20 protein-coding genes are annotated in these 18659 nt (G+C 65.5%); 14 read left to right on the forward strand and 6 right to left on the reverse strand.

The genetic code is table 11. The features are described from left to right. Positions 1-161: 161 nt before the first annotated feature. Both mgtE and QH195_RS00995 read left to right on the forward strand, forming a co-directional pair. Complete coding sequence (mgtE, locus tag QH195_RS00990; RefSeq protein WP_280433978.1) at positions 162-1526, forward strand: magnesium transporter; 1365 nt, start codon at positions 162-164, stop codon at positions 1524-1526. Positions 1527-1668: 142 nt separating this feature from the next. Then, positions 1669-2787 (forward strand): Fic family protein, encoded by a 1119-nt coding sequence (locus QH195_RS00995; RefSeq protein WP_280433979.1) that lies wholly within the window; start codon positions 1669-1671, stop codon positions 2785-2787. Positions 2788-2831: 44 nt separating this feature from the next. Here the strand turns inward: QH195_RS00995 and QH195_RS01000 are convergent, their stop codons facing one another. After that, entirely contained in the window at positions 2832-3401 is a 570-nt protein-coding gene (locus tag QH195_RS01000; RefSeq protein ID WP_280421867.1) for a hypothetical protein, read from the reverse strand. 115 nt (positions 3402-3516) lie between these two features. On the opposite strand from QH195_RS01000, the gene QH195_RS01005 reads away from it, so the two are divergent. After that, positions 3517-4404 (forward strand): DUF2268 domain-containing protein, encoded by an 888-nt coding sequence (locus QH195_RS01005; RefSeq protein ID WP_280421868.1) that lies wholly within the window; start codon positions 3517-3519, stop codon positions 4402-4404. A gap of 114 nt (positions 4405-4518) precedes the next feature. Here the strand turns inward: QH195_RS01005 and QH195_RS01010 are convergent, their stop codons facing one another. Continuing rightward, the gene (locus QH195_RS01010; RefSeq protein ID WP_280421869.1) at positions 4519-5397 is read right to left on the reverse strand and encodes a phosphotransferase enzyme family protein; all 879 of its coding nucleotides are present in this window, start codon (positions 5395-5397) and stop codon (positions 4519-4521) included. 231 nt (positions 5398-5628) lie between these two features. Here QH195_RS01010 and QH195_RS01015 point away from each other — a divergent pair, with 231 nt between their 5' ends. The 6 genes from QH195_RS01015 (at position 5629) to QH195_RS01040 (ending at position 11732) form a co-directional block, all read left to right on the forward strand. Continuing rightward, positions 5629-6504 (forward strand): aldo/keto reductase family oxidoreductase, encoded by an 876-nt coding sequence (locus QH195_RS01015; protein WP_280433980.1) that lies wholly within the window; start codon positions 5629-5631, stop codon positions 6502-6504. Between the two features lie 136 nt (positions 6505-6640). Next, positions 6641-7543: an aminoglycoside phosphotransferase family protein gene (locus tag QH195_RS01020; RefSeq protein ID WP_280433981.1), complete on the forward strand. Its 903-nt coding sequence runs from the start codon at positions 6641-6643 to the stop codon at positions 7541-7543. 1130 nt (positions 7544-8673) lie between these two features. After that, a complete protein-coding gene (locus tag QH195_RS01025) occupies positions 8674-9174 on the forward strand; it encodes a DUF3558 domain-containing protein (RefSeq protein WP_280433992.1) in 501 nt (166 codons plus the stop codon). A 39-nt stretch (positions 9175-9213) separates the two neighbouring features. Continuing rightward, entirely contained in the window at positions 9214-9687 is a 474-nt protein-coding gene (locus QH195_RS01030; protein WP_280433982.1) for a hypothetical protein, read from the forward strand. Next, positions 9684-10832 carry a hypothetical protein gene (locus QH195_RS01035; protein WP_280433983.1) on the forward strand — a complete coding sequence of 383 codons (1149 nt, stop codon included), beginning with the start codon at positions 9684-9686 and terminating at the stop codon, positions 10830-10832. The genes QH195_RS01030 and QH195_RS01035 overlap by 4 nt, the downstream gene beginning before the upstream one ends. Positions 10833-10958: 126 nt before the next feature. Beyond that, positions 10959-11732, forward strand: a complete 774-nt coding sequence (locus tag QH195_RS01040) for an ESX secretion-associated protein EspG (RefSeq protein WP_280433984.1) — start codon at positions 10959-10961, stop codon at positions 11730-11732. A gap of 77 nt (positions 11733-11809) precedes the next feature. Here the strand turns inward: QH195_RS01040 and QH195_RS01045 are convergent, their stop codons facing one another. Both QH195_RS01045 and QH195_RS01050 read right to left on the reverse strand, forming a co-directional pair. Continuing rightward, positions 11810-12397, reverse strand: a complete 588-nt coding sequence (locus QH195_RS01045) for a hypothetical protein (protein ID WP_280433985.1) — start codon at positions 12395-12397, stop codon at positions 11810-11812. Then, on the reverse strand, positions 12394-12780 hold the full coding sequence (locus QH195_RS01050) for a hypothetical protein (protein ID WP_280433986.1): 387 nt from the start codon (positions 12778-12780) through the stop codon (positions 12394-12396). The genes QH195_RS01045 and QH195_RS01050 overlap by 4 nt, the downstream gene beginning before the upstream one ends. A 204-nt stretch (positions 12781-12984) precedes the next feature. Between QH195_RS01050 and QH195_RS01055 the strand changes: the two genes are divergently transcribed. The 3 genes from QH195_RS01055 (at position 12985) to QH195_RS01065 (ending at position 15208) form a co-directional block, all read left to right on the forward strand. Next, entirely contained in the window at positions 12985-13860 is an 876-nt protein-coding gene (locus tag QH195_RS01055; RefSeq protein WP_280433987.1) for a helix-turn-helix domain-containing protein, read from the forward strand. A 2-nt stretch (positions 13861-13862) separates the two neighbouring features. Next, complete coding sequence (locus tag QH195_RS01060; RefSeq protein ID WP_348537338.1) at positions 13863-14078, forward strand: DUF397 domain-containing protein; 216 nt, start codon at positions 13863-13865, stop codon at positions 14076-14078. 317 nt (positions 14079-14395) lie between these two features. Then, entirely contained in the window at positions 14396-15208 is an 813-nt protein-coding gene (locus tag QH195_RS01065) for a DUF6882 domain-containing protein (RefSeq protein WP_280433989.1), read from the forward strand. 12 nt (positions 15209-15220) lie between these two features. Here the strand turns inward: QH195_RS01065 and QH195_RS01070 are convergent, their stop codons facing one another. Next, positions 15221-15829 carry a TetR/AcrR family transcriptional regulator gene (locus tag QH195_RS01070; RefSeq protein ID WP_280433990.1) on the reverse strand — a complete coding sequence of 203 codons (609 nt, stop codon included), beginning with the start codon at positions 15827-15829 and terminating at the stop codon, positions 15221-15223. Between the two features lie 70 nt (positions 15830-15899). Between QH195_RS01070 and QH195_RS01075 the strand changes: the two genes are divergently transcribed. Further along, positions 15900-16793 (forward strand): NADP-dependent oxidoreductase, encoded by an 894-nt coding sequence (locus QH195_RS01075; protein WP_280433991.1) that lies wholly within the window; start codon positions 15900-15902, stop codon positions 16791-16793. 51 nt (positions 16794-16844) lie between these two features. Here QH195_RS01075 and QH195_RS01080 read toward each other — a convergent pair whose 3' ends face one another. Then, the gene (locus QH195_RS01080; protein ID WP_280421882.1) at positions 16845-17804 is read right to left on the reverse strand and encodes a carbonic anhydrase; all 960 of its coding nucleotides are present in this window, start codon (positions 17802-17804) and stop codon (positions 16845-16847) included. A 142-nt stretch (positions 17805-17946) separates the two neighbouring features. On the opposite strand from QH195_RS01080, the gene QH195_RS01085 reads away from it, so the two are divergent. Then, positions 17947-18408, forward strand: coding sequence for a GNAT family N-acetyltransferase (locus tag QH195_RS01085; protein WP_280421883.1), 462 nt, complete (start codon positions 17947-17949; stop codon positions 18406-18408). The last annotated feature ends 251 nt before the right edge of the window (positions 18409-18659 follow it).

Raw genomic sequence — 18659 nt, forward strand, 5'->3', positions numbered from 1 at the left:
GGTGTTGCAATGCGCAGCGAACCTCCCAGTCGAAGGCCGCGCGGCGCCGTCCGCCCGCGTTTCCGCTAGCGATATCTGCCGGCGGAGCGGCCCGGCTCGGCGCCTCGCGGTGTGACTTCTTTCGAATCACTCGCAAATCAACGCTGTGCCGAGGACTACTCATGTCGCAGATCGAACTCATCGAAGCACCGACGACGCTGTCGGAATCCCTCCAGAACGTGGTGGAAAGCCATCGTGTCGATGCCGCGCTGCATTGGCTGGACAATCATCCGCCGCACGTCATCGCCGACGAGCTCGCGCGCATGGGCGCGGTCGAGGCCGGTGTGGCGTTCCGCCTGCTGGACAAGGATCTGGCGCTGGCGGTGTTCGAGGAACTCGAACCCGTGGACCAGCAGCAGATCCTGCAGGGCCTGCGCGATCAGAGCTTCCGCGAACTCGTCGAGGGCATGGCCCCCGACGACCGCGCCCGCATGCTCCGTGAAGCCCCCGCCAAAGTGGCGAAGAAGGCGCTGGCCGGGCTGAGCCCGCGGGAGCGGCGAATGACCGCCGCGCTGCTGGGCTACCCGGAGGGATCGGTCGGTCGGTACATGTCGCCCGAGGTCGTGGCGATCCCGAGTACCCTTTCCGTCGCCGACGCGCTGCGGATCGTGCGGGTCAAGGGCGCGAACGCCGAAACCGTGTACACCCTGCCCGTGGTCGATTCCGGCCGCCGCCTGCAGGGCATCGTCGAACTGCGGGAACTGGTGCTCACCGGCCCCGACACGATGGTCGCGGATCTGGTGGTGACCGAACCCGCGTTCGTCCGCGCTACCGATTCGGCCGAGAAGGCCGCCCGCCTCATGCGGGAAACCAACGACATCAACCTGCCGGTGGTCGACAGCGAGGACCGGCTGGTGGGGTTGCTCACCATCGACGACGCCGTCGAGGTCATCGAAGCGGCCGACAGCGAGGACGTGGCCAAACAGGCCGGTTCGGCGCCGTGGGAGGGCCACTACATGGCGGCCGGCGTTTTCCAGCTCGCCCGCTACCGCGCCCTGTGGCTGATGCTGCTGCTGGTCGCCGCGACCCTCACCGTCAGCGTGACCGGATTCTTCGAGGCCACCCTCGAGCAGGCGGCCCAGCTCGCACTGTTCATTCCGCTGCTGATCGGCGCCGGCGGCAACGCGGGCGCCCAGGCCGCCACCGCTTGTGTGCGCGCCGTCGCGGTGGGGGAGGTCCGCGGCGGCGACCTGTTCAAGGTGATCTGGCGCGAATGCCGGGTGGGCCTGGTGCTGGGCGGAATGCTCTCCGTCGTCGGCCTGGTGATCGGGGGTCTGTTCGTCGGCCCGAAGGTCGCGGTGGTCGTCGGGATCACGCTGATCCTGATCTGCGCCTGGGCCGCCACCATCGGCGGCACCATGCCGCTGCTGGCCAAGCGGTTGCGTATCGACCCGGCCGTGGTGTCGGCGCCGATGGTCACCACCCTGGTGGACGCGACCGGGCTGATCATCTACTTCACCACGGCGAAACTGGTCCTGGGGATCTGAGCAGGTCCCGCCCGACTGTGCATTACGTAGGGTCTCGCCCTACGTAATGCACAGTGACCGACCCGAAGAAGTTGTCGCTGCGCAGTGCAACCCCGGCCTATTCACCGCAGAATTTGCGGTGAATAGGCGGTATCATCACCGCATGGTCCCCGAATACCGCAGGTACATCTGGCAGCATGCCGATTGGCCGGCGTTCGGGTACGACGCCGCGCGGCTGGTGGGACCGCTTGCCGAGGTCGCTCACCAGCAGGGGCGCCTGCTGGGACGCCTCGCCGAGACCGCCGAAGCCGTCCAGGACGAGGCAAGCTTGTCCGTACTCACCCAGGATGTCGTCAAAACCAGCGAGATCGAGGGTGAACTGCTGGACGTGGCCTCCGTCCGTTCCTCCCTCGCACGTCACCTCGGCGTAGATATCGGAGCACTCGCCCCCGCCGACCGGCATGTGGACGGTGTCGTCGAAATGGTGCTCGACGCCGCTGCACACCACAGCCATCCGGTCACGGCGGATCGGCTGTTCGGCTGGCATGCCGCACTCTTTCCGACCGGGTACTCCGGCCGAACCCGGCTCACTATCGGCGCCTGGCGTACCGATGCCGCCGGTCCGATGCAGGTGGTATCCGGCGGTTACGGTCGCGAGCGAGTGCATTTCGAAGCGCCTCCCGCCGCCCGGCTGGATGCCGAAATGCGGGAATTCCTGGACTGGGTGAACGCGGATGCCACCGAATCCGCCCTGGTCAAAGCGGGCTTGGCGCATCTGTGGTTCGTCACCGTGCATCCATTCGACGACGGAAACGGGCGCATCGCCCGCGCCCTCGGTGATCTGTGGCTGGCCCGCGCCGACCACAGTTCCCGGCGCTTCTTCAGTCTCTCCGCGCAGATCCAACGCGATCGGGCGGCGTACTACCGAATCCTGGAGCGCACCCAGAAGGGCACGCTCGACGTGACGGAGTGGCTCATCTGGTTCCTCGAGACGCTGCGTCGCGCCATCCAGCATTCGGACGAGACGGTCGACAAGGTTCTCCAGAAATCCCGTTTCTGGCGGCACCGGCAACCGGCACAGATGAACGACCGCCAGGTCCTGATGCTGAACCGGATGCTGGACGGGTTCAATGGCAAGCTCACCACTCGTAAATGGGCGATCATCACCAAATGCTCACAGGACACGGCGCTGCGAGATATCACCGAGCTGTTGGAGCTCGGTGTCCTGGAACGCTCGAACTCGGGCGGCCGCAGCACCTCATATGATCTGGCCAGGTTCTGAGCGACCTCTCGATCGTGGACGGCCGCTACCGAGGCCCTCAGGAGTCAGCGTTCCCACAGCTTCCACATGGACAGCTCGTCGTCGTAACCGCGAACCCGGTCGACCGCGTGATCCCACTCGTGTCCGGCGGTCAGTTCATAGAACAGCAGGAGTACGGCCAGGAAAGCGGAATGACCGTCCGGCGAATCGGTAGGAGCGAAATACCTGGCGGCGCCGGCGTCCAGGAATGCCTGAGCCAGCGCTTCCCCGCCGGTGTCGCATCCGGTGCAGATTACTGTGCTGCCCGGAATCCGCAGGTATTCACGAACATGTTCGGGGCGGAGTTCGTCGAGGAACGGCTGTGCGTCGGCCACCGGCCCACCGAGTTCCTGGAGCAGGATCCGGCCGTCCGAGCCGTGGCAACAAACGATCACGTACGGGGCGACGGGGCGTGCACCACCCAGAGCGGCTATCAGGTGCCGGCTCTGCCCGATCGAGAAATAGTTGACTCGGATGCCGAACTGTTCCAGCGAGCCCCGTACCAGTTCGGCGGACCGGTCGTCGATATCGAGTAGGTCGACCTCGGTCCACCCGAGCTCGCCGTCGATCACTTCCTGAATTCGCGATACCGTCACCATCCCAACGTAACGGGGTCGCACACACTCAGGCCCGGTCCCTGATCAGACGGTGCAGGTGGCCACTGTGGCGCGGTTTGCGCCTCACGCTACGTCAGGGTTTACCGTCGGGTCGGTGACGATCACTGTTCTCGACTCCTACTCGACCATGAAGCAGATCCTGCAGGCACCGGTGGCCGATCGGGAAGACCTGCTGCGGGCGATGCTCGAACCGACGACCGGGATGTACCGGTACTACCCGGGCGAGGTCGACCTGGTGGCGTTCCACCGGCAGTCGGCCGGGTTCCCGCTCGACCGCGACGAGCAGCGGTGTCTCGACGCCCTCGAAACGCTCGCGGCGGCCGATGCCTGGAATCGCATGCAGCGGGCGGTCGACGACGCGGCAGCCGTACTGCTCGCCGCGACACCGGGATTCCGAGCTCCGGACATCACCGTGCTCGTGGTGCTCGGCGACCCGGGCGACGCCAACTTCATGGGCCCCAGCCTGGGCGTCACCGGCTTCGGCGGTATTTCCGGATACATCACGATCACGCTGTGGCCCTACCCGGAGAACCTCGAACGTCTGGAATGCACCGCGGTGCACGAACTCCACCACAATCTGCGCTACAGCCCGGGCGGTGTGGTGTGGGATCCGATGACGGTCACCGTCGGCGAGCATGTGGTGGGCGAGGGACTGGCCGACGCTTTCGCTCGCGAACTCTACGGTGACGACCTCGGCTACGCCCGCCTCGGCGTGCCCACCTTGCGCGACGATGCGGTGTTCGCGAAAGTCGTTTCCGGACTGGACGTCACCGGTATGCAGAACTTCACGGCCTGGGTGCTCGGCGACACCATCGCCGAACATCTGGGCGTGACCCCGGTCGGTTTGCCTACGGGAGCGGGGTATTCCGCCGGCAACAGGCTGGTCGACGCCTATCTCGCGGCGACAGGGAAGACTCCGGCGCAGGCGCTGCATGCCGACAGTGCGGAGATCATCGCTACCGCGCTCGCGGCGAACCGGTAACTGCCGGAGCTCGGCAGGGTCCTGAGGTCGTCACCGGTGGCAACCTCGTGTCGCGATCCGGGACGAAGGAACTGCCTTGCTTCGATGGATCCGGTCGCCGAAGGCGATATCCGATCAGGGTTCGAAGCGGTGGAACGCCGCCGATCGGCGGCGATGGTATTCGTGATCGTCTTCGTCGTGTTCGATTCCGCGCGCGACGGCGATATCGAAGTAGGCGGCCTCCCTGCGTAGCCGGTGCCGTATCAGCTGGCGGATGGTCAGGTCGTCGAGTTCGCCCGCCGTGCCGCCCGCGGCGTGATATGCGGCGACGAAGGCGCGGACGCGAGTGAGATCACCCTGGACTTCATCGGTGAATTCCAGAGCAGCCGAGGCGAGTTCGAGCTCGGGTGGGCCGATCAGTGCTTCGTCCCAGTCGAGCACGGTGGTGACATGTCCGTTGTGGCACAGGAGGTTGCCCTCGTAGTAGTCGCCGTGCAGGGGCTGCCGCCGGGCGGTGCGGGTGAACTCGGCGAGCCAGCGGTCGAGTCCGGGATCGGGCAGGTGCGCCGAGGGGGTGCCGTCGAGCCCGATTTCGAGGAACGATCGCGCCGGGCGGGGTGGTGGACGATAGGTGGCGAGGGCTCGATGTAGCCGGGCGAGGAGGCCCGCGGCCTCGGTGAATTGGGTGGGGTCCTCGCTGTCGACCCACTGTCCTTGCGCCAGCGGCCATACCGTTATCGGGTGCCCGGCGACGACGGTGACCGTGGAACCATCGGCGCGGGGTAGCGGCGCGATGGCCTCCGGGACCGAACACGCCGCAACCGCGGCCACACCGTTGCACCATTCGATCTCGGCGGGATCGCGGCCGGGCGAGCCGATACGTACGACGACCTCGCCGAGACGGTAGGCCGCGGACTCTTCACCACCGTGCAGCCGCTCCCCGACGCCACGATGGCCCCACTCGGCGGCAACGGTGTCGAGAATGTCGTCGGTCAGCGGAATATCGGTGTACACCACAAGCCACCAGTACAGACAGCGATGACCGGGGCGCAAATTCTTTCTCGGCCGTCGACCTGAAATGGTTTCGTCACCCGAACTGTTCCTGCCGGGTTCGTGCCGGTCGTGCGGCGTGGCCACCGCGCGGTGCCTTACGAACTTCGAGGTGCCTTCTTCTTTCCGCGGGCCGGTTGCCCGACACTGTGCAGGGGGCGCCACCGCCCCGATACCTCGAGGAAGGTTCTACGCGTGAGTGTCACACCGGCAACAACACTCCCCGGAGGTACCTGGACATCGGGTGATCTCACGGTCACCAGGTTCGGGTACGGGGCGATGCAACTGGCAGGTCCGTGGGTGATGGGGCCGCCGGCCGACCGTGACGGAGCGCTGGCGGTGCTACGCGAAGTGGTCGATCTGGGGATCACCCATATCGACACCAGCGCCGCGTACGGGCCCTTCGTCACCAACCAGCTGATTCGTGAAGCCCTGCACCCGTATCCCGACGGTGTGCACATCGTGACGAAGGTCGGCGCGAACCGGGACGAGCAGGGCGGCTGGCCGCCGGCGCGGAAACCGGACGAGCTGCGCCGTCAGGTCGAGGAAAACCTGGAAACCCTCGGGCTCGACATGCTGTACCTGGTGAACCTCCGGCTCGGCGACGCCGAAGGGCCTCGGGAGGGCTCGATCGCCGAAGCGTTCGAGACGCTGGCCGAGCTCCAGCGGCAGGGGGTGATTCGCCACCTGGGCGTGAGCAACGCGACCGCCGGGCAGATAGCCGAGGCCCAGCAGATCGCTCCGATCGTCTGTGTGCAGAACATGTACAACCTCGCGCACCGGCACGACGACGAGCTGATCGATCGTCTCGCACGCGAGAACATCGCATATGTGCCGTTCTTCCCGCTCGGCGGTTTCAGCCCGCTGCAATCCTCGGCGCTTTCCGTCGTCGCCACCCGCCTGAATACGACCCCGATGGCGGTCGCACTGGCCTGGTTGCTGCAACGGTCGCCGAATATCCTGCTGATTCCGGGCACTTCCTCGGTCGCTCACCTCCGGGAAAACGTCGCCGGCGCGGCTGTCGCACTGTCCGCCGACGACCTCGCTGCGCTGGACGGGATCGCCGAATAGCACGCCGGATCCATACTGTGTCGTGGGTGTCGATCTGATCCCTGCAGCCGCGGATGTCATCGTGTCCGCCTGCTGGTGACTCAGCCGGCTGGTGCAGCAGGCCCGGGTGCAGGCCTGCCTTGTACTGTCGCATCGTATGACCGGCCCCGAGATCGTGATCACCGCAGAGCTCGTCCGCGACCTGCTACAGGATCAGCACCCTGACCTTGCGGGGCTGACCATCCGCGAGGTGGCAGGTGGCTGGGGCAACCAGATGTGGCGTCTCGGAGACGAGTTGGCCGTACGCATGCAGCGCATGGACCCCACCCCGGAGCTGCAGCTGAAGGAACGACGGTGGCTACCCGTGCTGGCCCCGCGCCTGCCGCTCCCGGTGCCGACTCCGGTGCGGTTCGGTGAGCCGTCCGAGCGTTTCTCCAAGCACTGGACCGTGATGACGTGGATTCCCGGCGAGCCGCTGGACCACGGCGCGATCAGCCGCGTCGCCCATGCGGCCGATACCCTGGCCGGCTTCCTCGGGGCACTCCACGTGGAGGCGCCCGAAGACGCGCCGATCAGTGCGGACCGCGGCCACCGCCTCGAGAAGTGCACGGACGGATTCGACCACTTCTTCCACGCAGTCGTCCCCGACGCTCTCGCCGACGCGGTCCGGGCAGTCTGGGACGACGCCGTCACGGCGCCCGAGTGGGCGGGCCCACCGGTGTGGGTGCACGGCGACCTGCATCCCGCGAACGTCGTCGTCTCGGACGGGACGCTCTCGGGCATCGTCGACTTCGGTGACCTGTTCGCCGGCGATCCGGCATGGGACCTCGCAGCCGCATGGGTGATCCTTCCCGCCGGCGGAGCCGCACGCTTCTTCGACGCGTACGGGCAGGCAGACGAGGGGACGATCCGGCGTGCCCGCGGGCTGGCCGCTCTGAAAAGCCTTTTCCTCATGCTCATGGGCCAAAACGGAGACCGGGGCCTTCCCGGTGGCAAGCCGGCGTGGGGACCCGCAGGCCGGGCAGCACTCGATCGCGTTCTCAGTGAGCCTTTGATCTAGCACGGGCCAATTGTTTTCGTCGTCGTTCTGTCCATCGTGCCCGATGCGGGATCGGTCCGGGCCGCACCGGTGATCCTCGGGGGCGGGAGCCGCCCGGATGTTCGGCGCGGCCGACGCGGCCATGCTCGTCCGACGAAAAGAGCGCCTGTCTCGTAACCGCTATTCCAGAACTCGGTCGCTGGTGCCCGCCCGATAACTCGATCGGCACCGTCCGACCTGTACAGGGTGATTCCGTCGCCGTAGGATCGGTCCGTGATCACGTATGGAAAGGGCGGTTCTCGCCCCGGCCGATGAGCCGTCGGCAGGCTGGAGAGCCTGCAACGCAACCCTTTACCGCTTCCGAGCCGCCGCGATGACTGTATTCTCGTGTGCCCGCTGTGGTTGCCGGCTCACCCCGAACCTTCGTCCGATAGCGCCCTGCCGTGCAACCGGTTTCACCGTGCATCATCGCGGAATTCTGCGCGTGCTGCCCGGTTGGTTCGCCGTCGACCCGGAACCTTTCGGGCCGTCGGATATCGGACCGGCAGCGACTCGCGGGACCATCCTCGTGCATTCGCGCGATCTGCGCGGTGTCGCGCCCCACCCGGACCCTCTCCGGCGGTCGGGCTGCTGCCGGCCGTCCGGAACGCAAGGACCGAATCTGGTGTGCGCGGTCTGCGGTCTCGAGGTCGCGACAGAACAAGCCGATTGCTGGACTGTGCCTTCCGTGCACCTCGAGCCGGGAGCGGTTACGGTGCGTGGTGGTCGTGCGGTGCCTGTTCTGGTGAAGTCCGGCTATCCCGGTTTGCGGCAGGTCGGTTCACGTAAGAACCGTGGACGGGATACGGGGTCGCGGCGGGTGGCGGCAGTGGGTCGGCAGCGTTGGGTCGAGGATGCGGACGACGACTCGTTCAGCGCCGGTCGAAGAGGTGCAGACGGCCGACGATGAGGTGGTCGCGCGTGCAGGTCCGGGCAGGTTCGGCGGTTGCACGGGTTCGTGAGCGCCGGTAACGTCTGAGCGAACCGGCAGCAGGGGGCGGAGACGCCGGTCCTCCCCGAGGTCGGACCAGTGGTGGTATCGGCGGTGGAGGTCGTCATTGGTGATCGCGGGGAAGCGGCGGCTGGTGATTGCGCTGGTCGGCGGGGCGGCAATGGCCCTGACAGGGTGTGAATCGTCCACCGGGGGCTCTGCGGCTCCCGTGACTCCCAGTATGGCGCCGGATGTGCCGGTGGGCTTCGACCCGTGCACAGATGTCCCGCAGAGCGTATTGGACTCAGAGGGGCTCCGGAACAAGATCCCGGATGACACGGAATCCTCGAGCGGCGTTATGTGGCGTGGGTGTTTGTGGGGGCAACCGGACGGATACTCAGCGAGTATCCAAACGACGAATCTCACGCTGGATATGGTACGGGATAAAAACTTCTCCGATGCTACGGAATTCACGGTAGGGCCCCGAAAAGCGATTTCCACTCGGCAGCTGGAAGAACATTCGGAAGAATCCTGCTTTGTGAATATAGAAATGAATGGCGGCAGCTTGGAGTTCGGTTTGACCAATCCGTCATCGGGGGACAAGACCGGCCATCTTGATACGTGTGAACTTGCCAGGGGACTGGCCGAAAAGGTCGCGCCTTCGATACCAGCGGGTTCATGACTTGTCATATCCACGTTCATGCATGGGGAGGAGATGCAGATGAGTGATGAGCCGGCGCCTCGGCCGATGGCCAATATGCTGAATGCTGCGAACGGGGGCCAGATCACGGTTCAGATGACTCCGGAGGAGTTCATCTATCTCGATCGCGACTGCGACCAGTTCAAGACCGTGATCGGTCAGATACAGCGCCTCGCAGATGAAATCTCCAGAACTGACCATTGGGGTTTGGGGGAGGCGAATGACGAGCTGCACTCAGCGCGTGCGATGGTGGGGCGCTACAAGGTGAAGGCCAGGGGGGCGCCCGACGGTAATGGTGTCTACGAGATCATGGCGCAGCATATTCAGATCGTTGAGGATATTCAAAACGTCTACCGGATCATGCGTGATCAGATGATGCAGGCCGATAGCGAGTGGGCAGCCGCATATAATTCGTTGAGTGCGACTCTCCCCGAACGGCCGCCAGTCGGACCGACTCCGGGTCCGCATATTCTTCCCGACGGATCTACCAGGTGAACAACGTGCCCGACTATGAGAAACCGATCATTCCGAAAGGTGCGGAGGCTCCGGAAAGCTGGGATCACCCCAAGATCAGCAGGGCGTTCAGCCCGCTCGTCATCAAAGACGCGACCGATCAGGCCGACAAGTATTGGCAGATGCGGAATCTGTGGGAGCAGGGTGTCGAGACGTTTGTCCGGTCTGCCGAGGCTTCGCTTGCGGAGGCATGGTCCGGGCCGGCCGCCGAACAGGCCAAACAAGCTATCAAGGACTACATCGATAAGCATGCCCGTCCGGTAACCCCCGCGCTCGAAACGCTGTCGCAGGGGGTTCGCAGGGCGGCCACTTCCATCGAGAATACGAAAAAGGGCATCCCCGAACCGATGGATGCCGGGGATAGCTGGGTCAACAGGCAGTGGAACGGGTTCTGGCACGACGAAGAGATCGGCCGGCGTACCGATGAGGCGCGGGAGGCGATGAAGACCCAGTACGTCGAACCGTTCGGGGAACTCGATAACCAGATCCCGGTGATCCCGGTCCCGATCGGACCCACCTCGACGACCGATATCCCCGCACCTCCGCCCGGCGGCTACAACACCGACACGGGAAACCCTTCGACCACGACCTCGGGCAATCCCGACGGCACCACGCCGGGCGACACCCCCACCGGTGAAACCCCGGGAGCCACCGAGGAAGAACCGCAGAGCGAAACTCCCGGGGACAGCCCGACGACCCCATCGACCGCAACATCTCCCGGCGAAACCGAAACCACTACCACCCCGGCCGGGACCCAACCACCGACCACGCCCACGGTTCCAGCAGGCACCACGCCGGCCGGGGTCACCACCGGCCCCGGTTCGCCGGGTGGCGCACCACCTGGAACGGAGACACCGGGTCCCGGCCGGACAGTCCCAGGTGCCCCGAACACCGCTCCGGGCGCTCCCGCCGGTGTCGCGTCCACTGCCGGGACTACGGCGGCCGGATCGCGCGGTATGGGCGGTATGCCCATGGGTGCGGCGGGAGCCGGTCGTGGTGGCGGCCAGGACGACGAGTCGAACCGCTCGATACCCGACTACCTGATCAATCAGGAGAATACCGACGAACTCCTGGGTGATATTCCCCCGACCATCGAGGGCGGCGTGATCGGCTCCAACCCGGAGTAGTCTCAGTAGTTTTCGATGAGGCCGCGGACCGAGCGGCCACCGGGGGCGCGCTCTCCGGCGCGGGTACACCCGGCCATCGCCGGCTTGCCGTAAATGCTGTTTCGGATCTGGAAAAGGGAACGACGAATGTCCGAGTGGACTTGGGAGCAAGACGATTTCGCGGCGCTGTGGTTCAGCGACGCCTACGACCGGTTTCCCAGCCCGCTGCGCTACACCAGTCGTTTCACGTTCAACGACGAACTCCGTGCGCATCGACTCGCGGTGCGGGAACGGTATTCGCGAGAAGAACGTGCTGCGATCCAGGTGGCGCTGGACACGCTGGGTACATCGGGAATGCGTATCGCAATATTCGGGGGCACCGTAGCGCACCGACGCAGTACCGGGCGCAATGATATGCGCGATTACCGAATCATCGGCGCCCGCACGGATGCCCATGCCGTGACCCTGAGCCAGGCGGGAAACGCCGGCGATTTCGGTTCCATCCAGGTGCGTTTGTTCCGTCCGGAGAATTTGGCGGCGCGCTTGGTCTCCGCATTGCCCGGTTGTGCACCGGGTTCCGCTCAACCGGCGACCTTTCATCCCGACGATATCGAACGGCGCACAGAACAGTTCGAAGATCCGCGGCGTACCCGTGCGCGCGACGCGTACCGGCGACTGCTGGGCCGGGAAGCCGACGGTGGAGGGTGCGCGGTCCTGCGCATAGGACGGTACGACGCCGCTACGGACCCGCTTCGAACCCTGGAGTGGTACGACATCACCGGCGACGGTCGATATATCGAACATCGCGGCACCCACGTGACGGTGCGCCCGGCTACACCCGCCGAGTTCACTCGGCATTTCGGCAGCTGGCTGGATTTCGCCTGGAACCGGCTGGAGGAGGAACGCGCCGAGGCCTGGTGAGCTGTCCGGCAGCGCTGGTCCCGCGGCACGGAATCGGCCCCGGCACGCGAGCGGCGGCCGTTGCCGCGTCACTGCGCTCATCGGGCCGAGTTCGAATCCGGGCGCATGGTACACAGGCGGAGCAGTGCGGCATGGTTGTTCTCGTCGAGGGCGAGCGCGGCGGTCCACAGGGAAGCATCCAGGCTTTCGGGAATCCGCCAGTTCTCCGGTGGGGTCGCGGGCAGGTGCAGCAGGACCGGGTCCAGGCCGGGGACGTGCCGGGGGACCACTGCCCACCACTGCCTTCCGGTCGCGTCGATGGTGGCGGCCGCGATGAGGTCCTCGGCTGCGGGTAACCGTTCGGCCGCGGTACGGACCGGCTCGGGAATATGGTGATTGCCCGCACCGGAGTCCAGTTGATCGGCGAACACCGGGAAGACGAATCCGAACCCGAACATGTCGGTACCGAGAATCGCTCGAAGTTGGGCAGCTTTCACGTGGAGCGGGTTCGGCTCGTGCGGTGTGCGGTCGTGGTTCAATTCGACTCGTACACAATCGGTGTCGATCGAACTGCCGTCGAACCGGAACCCGTACAGCATGGGCAACAGCCCGGCTGGCATGGCTAGCAGATAGTGGGCGGTGATCTCCGCGATGGATTCCTCGTCCGGATACTGGATCGTGCTCATCCGGTGTGGCCTTCGGGTACGGCATTCGCCCAGAACTCGTGGCGGATCGCATCCCACAAGCGGGTGTGCTCGGGGAATCGTTCACGCATTTCGGCCAGGTCCGGGATGTACGCACCGGCCGTCGACAGCTCCGCCGGAGCGCCGGAGGACAAACGCACCCGGAGGATTCGGATCCTCTCGCGCTCGCAGCGCCATGCGGCCGACCATCCGTCGACCTCGGTGTATCGGGTGGCCTGATCCGGCGGCCACGATGCACTCGGGAGTTTCGCGATCGGATGGTCGGTGAGTACTTCACTGTGCAGAGCATCAGCGGGCGCGGAGTCGGCGAACCTTCTCGAAATGTTGCCGATCCGAGCCTGATTAGCTCGGCCGGTACTGCGCATCCGCTGTAATACTCCTTTGCGCCAACGGCTTCCGTGTCTCTCGGGCATGTGGTTATGTTGCTGCACGTCAGAGGCTTGGATTATCTCGCCGCGGGGCCTTCGCAGGTTTGGTGTATCTGCCCAGCACGACTCCCAGGGCACGCCTACGATGATTCTCGACCTGAGAAACGCCGAGCGATTCCATTGAGAAACAGGGGAGGCGCTATGCCGAGTAAGGCGGATCTCAGCGGTACGACATTGCCGCGGCGGCAACTCGGGCGGGCGTTACGCGATGCCCGCCACGCGCTCGGGTCCACGCTGGATCAGGTGGCGCGGGACACCGAGTTCAGCCGGGCAACGCTCAGCCGGATCGAGTTGGGGCAGTACGAGAAAATCAAGGTCAGGGAGGTCGAATACCTCTGCCGCTACTACTGCTTGCCGCAGCAGCGGACCGCATATCTCATGGCGGTGGCGGCCGAATCGAATACCAAGGTTTGGTGGCAGAATTACCGGCACTTCGTTCATGAAGGGTTCAGCTCATACCTCGAGCTGGAGTCGTATGCTACGGAACTCCGCTTCTTTCAATCGCTCGTCGTACCAGGACTGCTGCAGACAGCGGACTATGCCCGGGCTGTGTACCGTGCCTACGCTCCGGATGATCCCGACTCGGCGATAGATATGCGCGTGGATATGCGCACTCAGCGGCGTATGCGACTGATGCAGCGGCGGTGGAAGGCGAAGCTCGAGTTCTTGTTGCATGAGAACGTTCTGCATACGGTGGTCGGTTCGCCGCGGATCATGGCCGTGCAATGTCGGCAGATCGCTGACATGAGCACTCAGGAGAATCTGGACGTACGGATTGTTCCCTTCACTGCCGGACTTCCAACCGGGGATGTAGTTCCACCCTTCATCGTTCTCGATTTTCCGGACAGTGAGCCGTCCGTTGTGCATTCCGAAGGCGCAATCGGGTCGATGACCTTCGAAGATGCCGCTGATGTGGAGCGATTCCGGTCGCTCTACGCGACGCTTCGGACCGCAACCCTCGACGAGGTGTGTTCGCGTGACCGAATCAGGAAGATAGCAAGGAGATATGAGCAGTGACCGTGAGTCTATCTGGCGCCCAATGGTTCAAGTCGTCTTACAGTGGGGGAGGGGGAGATTGTGTCGAGGTTGCTTGGCTGGAGCAGGGCTACGTCGGCGTCCGTGACTCCAAGGGTCCCAGCGGTTCCGCACTGATCTTCGACCCGGGGGAATGGTCGGCCTTCACCACTGGTTTGCGAACGGGAGGATTCGGTGTTTCCGGAATCGAGACGCTGTAGCTTTCCTGGTCTCGATCTTCGAAATATTGCCTGGCCGCAGCGCTACCGTTGTCTCGTAAGCGCGGCGGACGCCCGGAACCGGACTGAGCTCGGTGCCGCCGACAACTGAAGTATCTTGCGATCCACCCCGACACCGCGGCTCGGGCTGTCCGTGCTGGACTTCGGTGGGCTCGGTCGCCGGGTGGCCGTGTTGGGCCGGGTTCTGTCGGTCACGCTGTTATTCGCCGGCACCCGTCCAGTGGCCGCCACGCCCGATGATGCGTGGGTGTCCAACTCGCAAGAAATCGGTGAGTGAGGGGCGTAGGTCCGCCCGAGGGGTGACATGCCTGATCGTGCGGCATCCGCTGGCCTGCGTCACGCCGGTGGGCATGCCGGTTCGCGCCCAGGGAACTAGGCTGCTCCAGGTGCGCCCTACGCCTGCCTTCATGGACCTGCTGGACGACGCCGCTTTTCTCTCCCTCGAACACCAGTTGCATCTGGCCGACGTGCTGGGCGAGCATTCGTGGCAGGTGAACCTGCAAACCAGGTCCTTCACGTTCGACACCGAGCACGGCAGCGTCGAATGCACCGACTTCCATTTTCTCGGGACCGCGGCCCCCGGCCCGGGGTCGTGGCTGTGGTCGTGGGCGAATCGGTCCGGGTTCCCGGAATCGGTGGCCACGCTCGCGGCATCGGTACGTGAGTTCGGGATCGAGCACGGGATAGGCGAACTATCCGCCCCGGAGCTGCCGTTCGCGAGCCTTCCCTTCGACGAGCCGGAGCCGTATCAGGTCGCGGCTGTGCAGACCGAAGCGGCCAAGGCCGTCACCGGCCACTGGACCGGCTATCAGGGCCCGGCCGGTGACGACGGGACCCGTGCGGCTTTTCTCGTGGAGCATCCCGATTTCCGGCTCCCGCCCGCCGAGGGTCCGCGGATCATGCGGACGCTGAGCGAGGGGCTGTCCGGGTTGGCACTGCACAATCATCGCCGGGCGCTGAACAGCTATTTGTCTCTACGCGGCCTGAACCCGGCCTTCGCGCCGGACGAAAGCCGGCTCGTGGTCGATTCGCCGGTCCTTTCCGGCACGATCGGATTCGACGAGCAGGGACGCGCGGCGTCCATCGAAATGACGGTGCCGGGGGCTCGATAGCGGCCGCGGCTTTCATGCTCTGCCGGGAGTAGCAGGTTCTCGCGGAGACGGGCCGGTCGCTTCCCAGGCTGCTTCGACCATCCGGAATATCTCGTCCACCGCGGCGTCCGGATCGGTGGCCTCCCGAGCGAGGGAGAAGGCGTCGATCACGAACCGTGCGATCGTCCGGGCCGCCGTCGGAGTCCGGGCCAGGCCGGGATCGGCCGCGATGGCCGTGGCCAGCGACTCCGCATGGCGTAGCCGCATCGACTCCTCGTACTTTCGCAGGGCCGGCGAGTCGTCGATCATGCACCAGATCGGGGCGGAGCCGTCGGCCGTGCAATGTCGCACCAGGGCATGGATTTCGGTGCGTAGCGCCGGGATGAGCGGTTCGCCGGGGGCGCGGCCGGTGACTGCCTGGGTGAGGCGATGCTCGAAGTCGCGGTCCTGCTCGAAGACCAGTGCTTCTTTCGAGGCGAAATGGGAGAAGAGCGTGGTGACGGCGACGTCGGCCTCGGCGGCTATGTCACGGATGCCCACCGCGTCGTACCCGCGTTCCAGGAAGAGCCGCAGGGCGGTATCGGCGATCTTCTGGCGGGTCGCGGCCTTCTTGCGGGCGCGGCGTCCGGACAGCTCGGTCATTCCTTGACACTATCAAGACCAAAAGTGCAACCGTTTCAAAACACTAACCGTTAGTGTTATCGTCTGCGATATGAAGAAGGTGAGCTTCGCCGAGTTCGGCGGTCCGGATGTCCTGCAACTCGTCGATGCCGACGAGCCTCATGCGGGCCCCGGCCGGATACGCATCGCCGTGCGGGCGGCGGGGGTGAATCCCGTCGACTGGCGGATCCGGGAAGGGCAGTTCCAGCAGACTCGGCCGGTTCAGCTACCCGCCGGGGTCGGGCTCGACGCCTCCGGGGTGGTGGACGAGGTCGGTGCGGGTGTCGAAGGAGTCGGAGTAGGCGACCACGTATTCGGCGAAGGTGTCGATACGTATGCCGAATTCGCCGTGCTGTCGGCATGGGCGCGAATGCCCGAGGGGTTGTCGTTCGAGGAGGCGGCCGGGTACCCCTCCGTGGTGGAAACCGCACTGCGCATCCTCGGCGAGGTCGGCGTGCAGCCCGGACAGACGCTGCTGGTCAGCGGTGCGTCCGGGGGAGTCGGATCGGCGGTGCTACAGATCGCGCGCGACCGCGGCATCAGAGTGATCGGCACGGCCGGGGCCGCGAACCAGGACTATGTGCGCGGCCTGGGTGCCGTCGCCACGACGTACGGCGAGGGCTGGGTCGAACGGGTGCGGCGGCACGGTCCGGTCGACGCCGCTCTCGATCTGGCCGGCTCGGGTGTGCTCCCCGACCTCGTCGGGCTGACCGGTGATCCGCACAAGGTGATCACCATCGCCGAATTCGGTGCGGCGGACTTCGGTGTCCGGTTCTCCGGTGTGGCCGGGAACCTGTTCGATGCGCTCGCCGAGGCCGCCGGCCTCATCGCACGGGGCAAGCTGCACATCCCGATCGAGAAGTCCTATTCGCTCGCCGACGCCGCGGCGGCGCATATCGACAGCCGAGCCGGTCATACGCGTGGGCGCCGGGTCGTGGTCATCTGAGGGTTCTCACCGCAGGTGAGAATCTGCGGCGAAAAGGCCGGGCAGTGTGCTTCAGCCGCCGGCCAGCGTGACGGGTCTGCCGTTCAACGGCTGGACCGGTCGATTGGTGTGGGCGAACAGCGAGCGGTAGCGGTCGAGTTCGGGGCCGCTGACGGGGAGCGGAGAACGCAAGACAGTCCAGGACACGCCTTCCGTGCACGGCGGGGTGGTGAGCGAGCCGGTGTAGCGGAACTGGGCGCGGTCGGTGGGGAGCAGGCTGCGGAGATCCACCGGCCCTATCCGGACGGTGGAACCGGGGGCCGCGGGCAGGGCGGTGAGCAGGGGCGCGAACGGGGAGCCGTCACCGGGCTCGAGGAGGATCGCCAGCACCGCGAGGGCGCCCGAGGCGTCTTTGTGGACGAGGTGGAATTCCATTCCCGCACTGTGTCCGTCCACGGTATGTTCACCCGGGGCGTGGAAATGGAACTGGGTCAGTTCGTGCGGTCGTCCGTCGACCACTATCCGGTTCCCGTTCCCCGCCGGCAGATTCGTCTGCACCGTATGGCCGTTGTTGACCGATTCGGTGATCGCCACCATGCCGTATTCGATCTCGATGTGCTCGTCCGGATGCGATTGCGTATGCGACGGCAGGTCGACCGGCGATTGTGCGTGCCCGGTTCCGCACACTCGGTAGGTACGGTCCAGTTCCGCCCAGTGGCCAGGCCCCTCGGCCTCGTAATCCCAGTGTGCCGGGGTTTCGGTGCCCGCACGCGTGCCCGCGAAAGTGACCGCTGCCCCGCCGGCCGCGAGCGCGACCACGACTCCCAGAGCGCGGCGGCGGGTGATAACGGAATGGCTGTGCGAGTCGGTTTCGGGCACCGGTGCCTCCTTGTCCGGCGGCAGCCGCGGGGCGTTCCGGTAACGCTCGGTGATTCGTTCGGGCCGTCGTACCCGGCTGCCGAATCCACCCGAATAGGTGACATGTAGTTCGACAACCGCGAAATATATGTCGTAACGGGTGATTTCGTTCATCGGAGACATTAGTCGCGCCCAACTCCGGTGGCCAGAAGTGGGGACAGTGATCCTGGGCATGTTTCGGGGCAGGCCTGCGACGAACTCGAGTGGCTACAGATATCCACTTGCGGCGGTGATCGCTGTCGATACGCTCGATCGAGTGGACGATTCAGATCGAGAGGAAGTGGTTCTCCGCCCTTGTCACGGACCACAGCAGTGGCCGGATCTCGTCCGGATCTGGCGGGGCGCGGTGGAAGCAACGCACCACTTCCTCGCGCCCGAGGATATCGACTACTACGAGTACCGTGTGGCGAATGAGTATCTCGGTGCCGTCGAACTGACGATTGCGCTGACGGGGGATATTCCCGTCGGGTTCTCCGGGGTGGCGGAGGGAAAACTGGAGATGCTCTTCGTCGATCCGGCGCACCACGGTCGAGGTGCGGGTACCGCTCTGCTCGGCAAGGCGCTGGCCGAGAACCCCGCCCTGCTGGTCGACGTCAACGAACAGAATCCGCAGGCGCTCGGGTTCTATGTGCACCACGGCTTCGCCGTACTCGATCGCTCCGCTACCGACGCCGATGGCCGGCCTTTCCCGATACTTCATCTCGGGCGGCGCAGCTGAATCGGACGATCAGGCATCGAACGATGTCGAAGTCGATGCCGATCGTCCGGCCGGAGAGTGGAGATGTCGGCGTGGCCCCGCGGCGCGACACCAGGAAGACCACCCCCGCCCCCTAACAGCCGCCCTGTGGCGTCTTTATTTTTCCAAACATATTTTCCGGGGGGTTGGTCTTTGTGCCCCCCCCCCACCACGGATTCGTGAACAAGTTCGTCGGCGATGCCGCTCTGGCGATATTCGGTGCCCCGCTGGAC

Origin of the sequence: Nocardia carnea (assembly GCF_029868855.1) — a bacterium.
Taxonomy (GTDB): Bacteria; Actinomycetota; Actinomycetes; order Mycobacteriales; family Mycobacteriaceae; genus Nocardia; species Nocardia carnea_A.

Coding starts and splice junctions, on each gene's coding strand:
- mgtE (WP_280433978.1), top strand. CDS start 162: ATGTCGCAGATCGAACTCATCGAAGCACCGACGACGCTGTCGGAATCC.
- QH195_RS00995 (WP_280433979.1), top strand. CDS start 1,669: ATGGTCCCCGAATACCGCAGGTACATCTGGCAGCATGCCGATTGGCCG.
- QH195_RS01020 (WP_280433981.1), top strand. CDS start 6,641: ATGACCGGCCCCGAGATCGTGATCACCGCAGAGCTCGTCCGCGACCTG.
- QH195_RS01025 (WP_280433992.1), top strand. CDS start 8,674: ATGGCCCTGACAGGGTGTGAATCGTCCACCGGGGGCTCTGCGGCTCCC.
- QH195_RS01030 (WP_280433982.1), top strand. CDS start 9,214: ATGAGTGATGAGCCGGCGCCTCGGCCGATGGCCAATATGCTGAATGCT.
- QH195_RS01040 (WP_280433984.1), top strand. CDS start 10,959: ATGTCCGAGTGGACTTGGGAGCAAGACGATTTCGCGGCGCTGTGGTTC.
- QH195_RS01045 (WP_280433985.1), bottom strand. CDS start 12,397: ATGAGCACGATCCAGTATCCGGACGAGGAATCCATCGCGGAGATCACC.
- QH195_RS01050 (WP_280433986.1), bottom strand. CDS start 12,780: ATGCGCAGTACCGGCCGAGCTAATCAGGCTCGGATCGGCAACATTTCG.
- QH195_RS01055 (WP_280433987.1), top strand. CDS start 12,985: ATGCCGAGTAAGGCGGATCTCAGCGGTACGACATTGCCGCGGCGGCAA.
- QH195_RS01070 (WP_280433990.1), bottom strand. CDS start 15,829: ATGACCGAGCTGTCCGGACGCCGCGCCCGCAAGAAGGCCGCGACCCGC.
- QH195_RS01075 (WP_280433991.1), top strand. CDS start 15,900: ATGAAGAAGGTGAGCTTCGCCGAGTTCGGCGGTCCGGATGTCCTGCAA.
- QH195_RS01080 (WP_280421882.1), bottom strand. CDS start 17,804: ATGAACGAAATCACCCGTTACGACATATATTTCGCGGTTGTCGAACTA.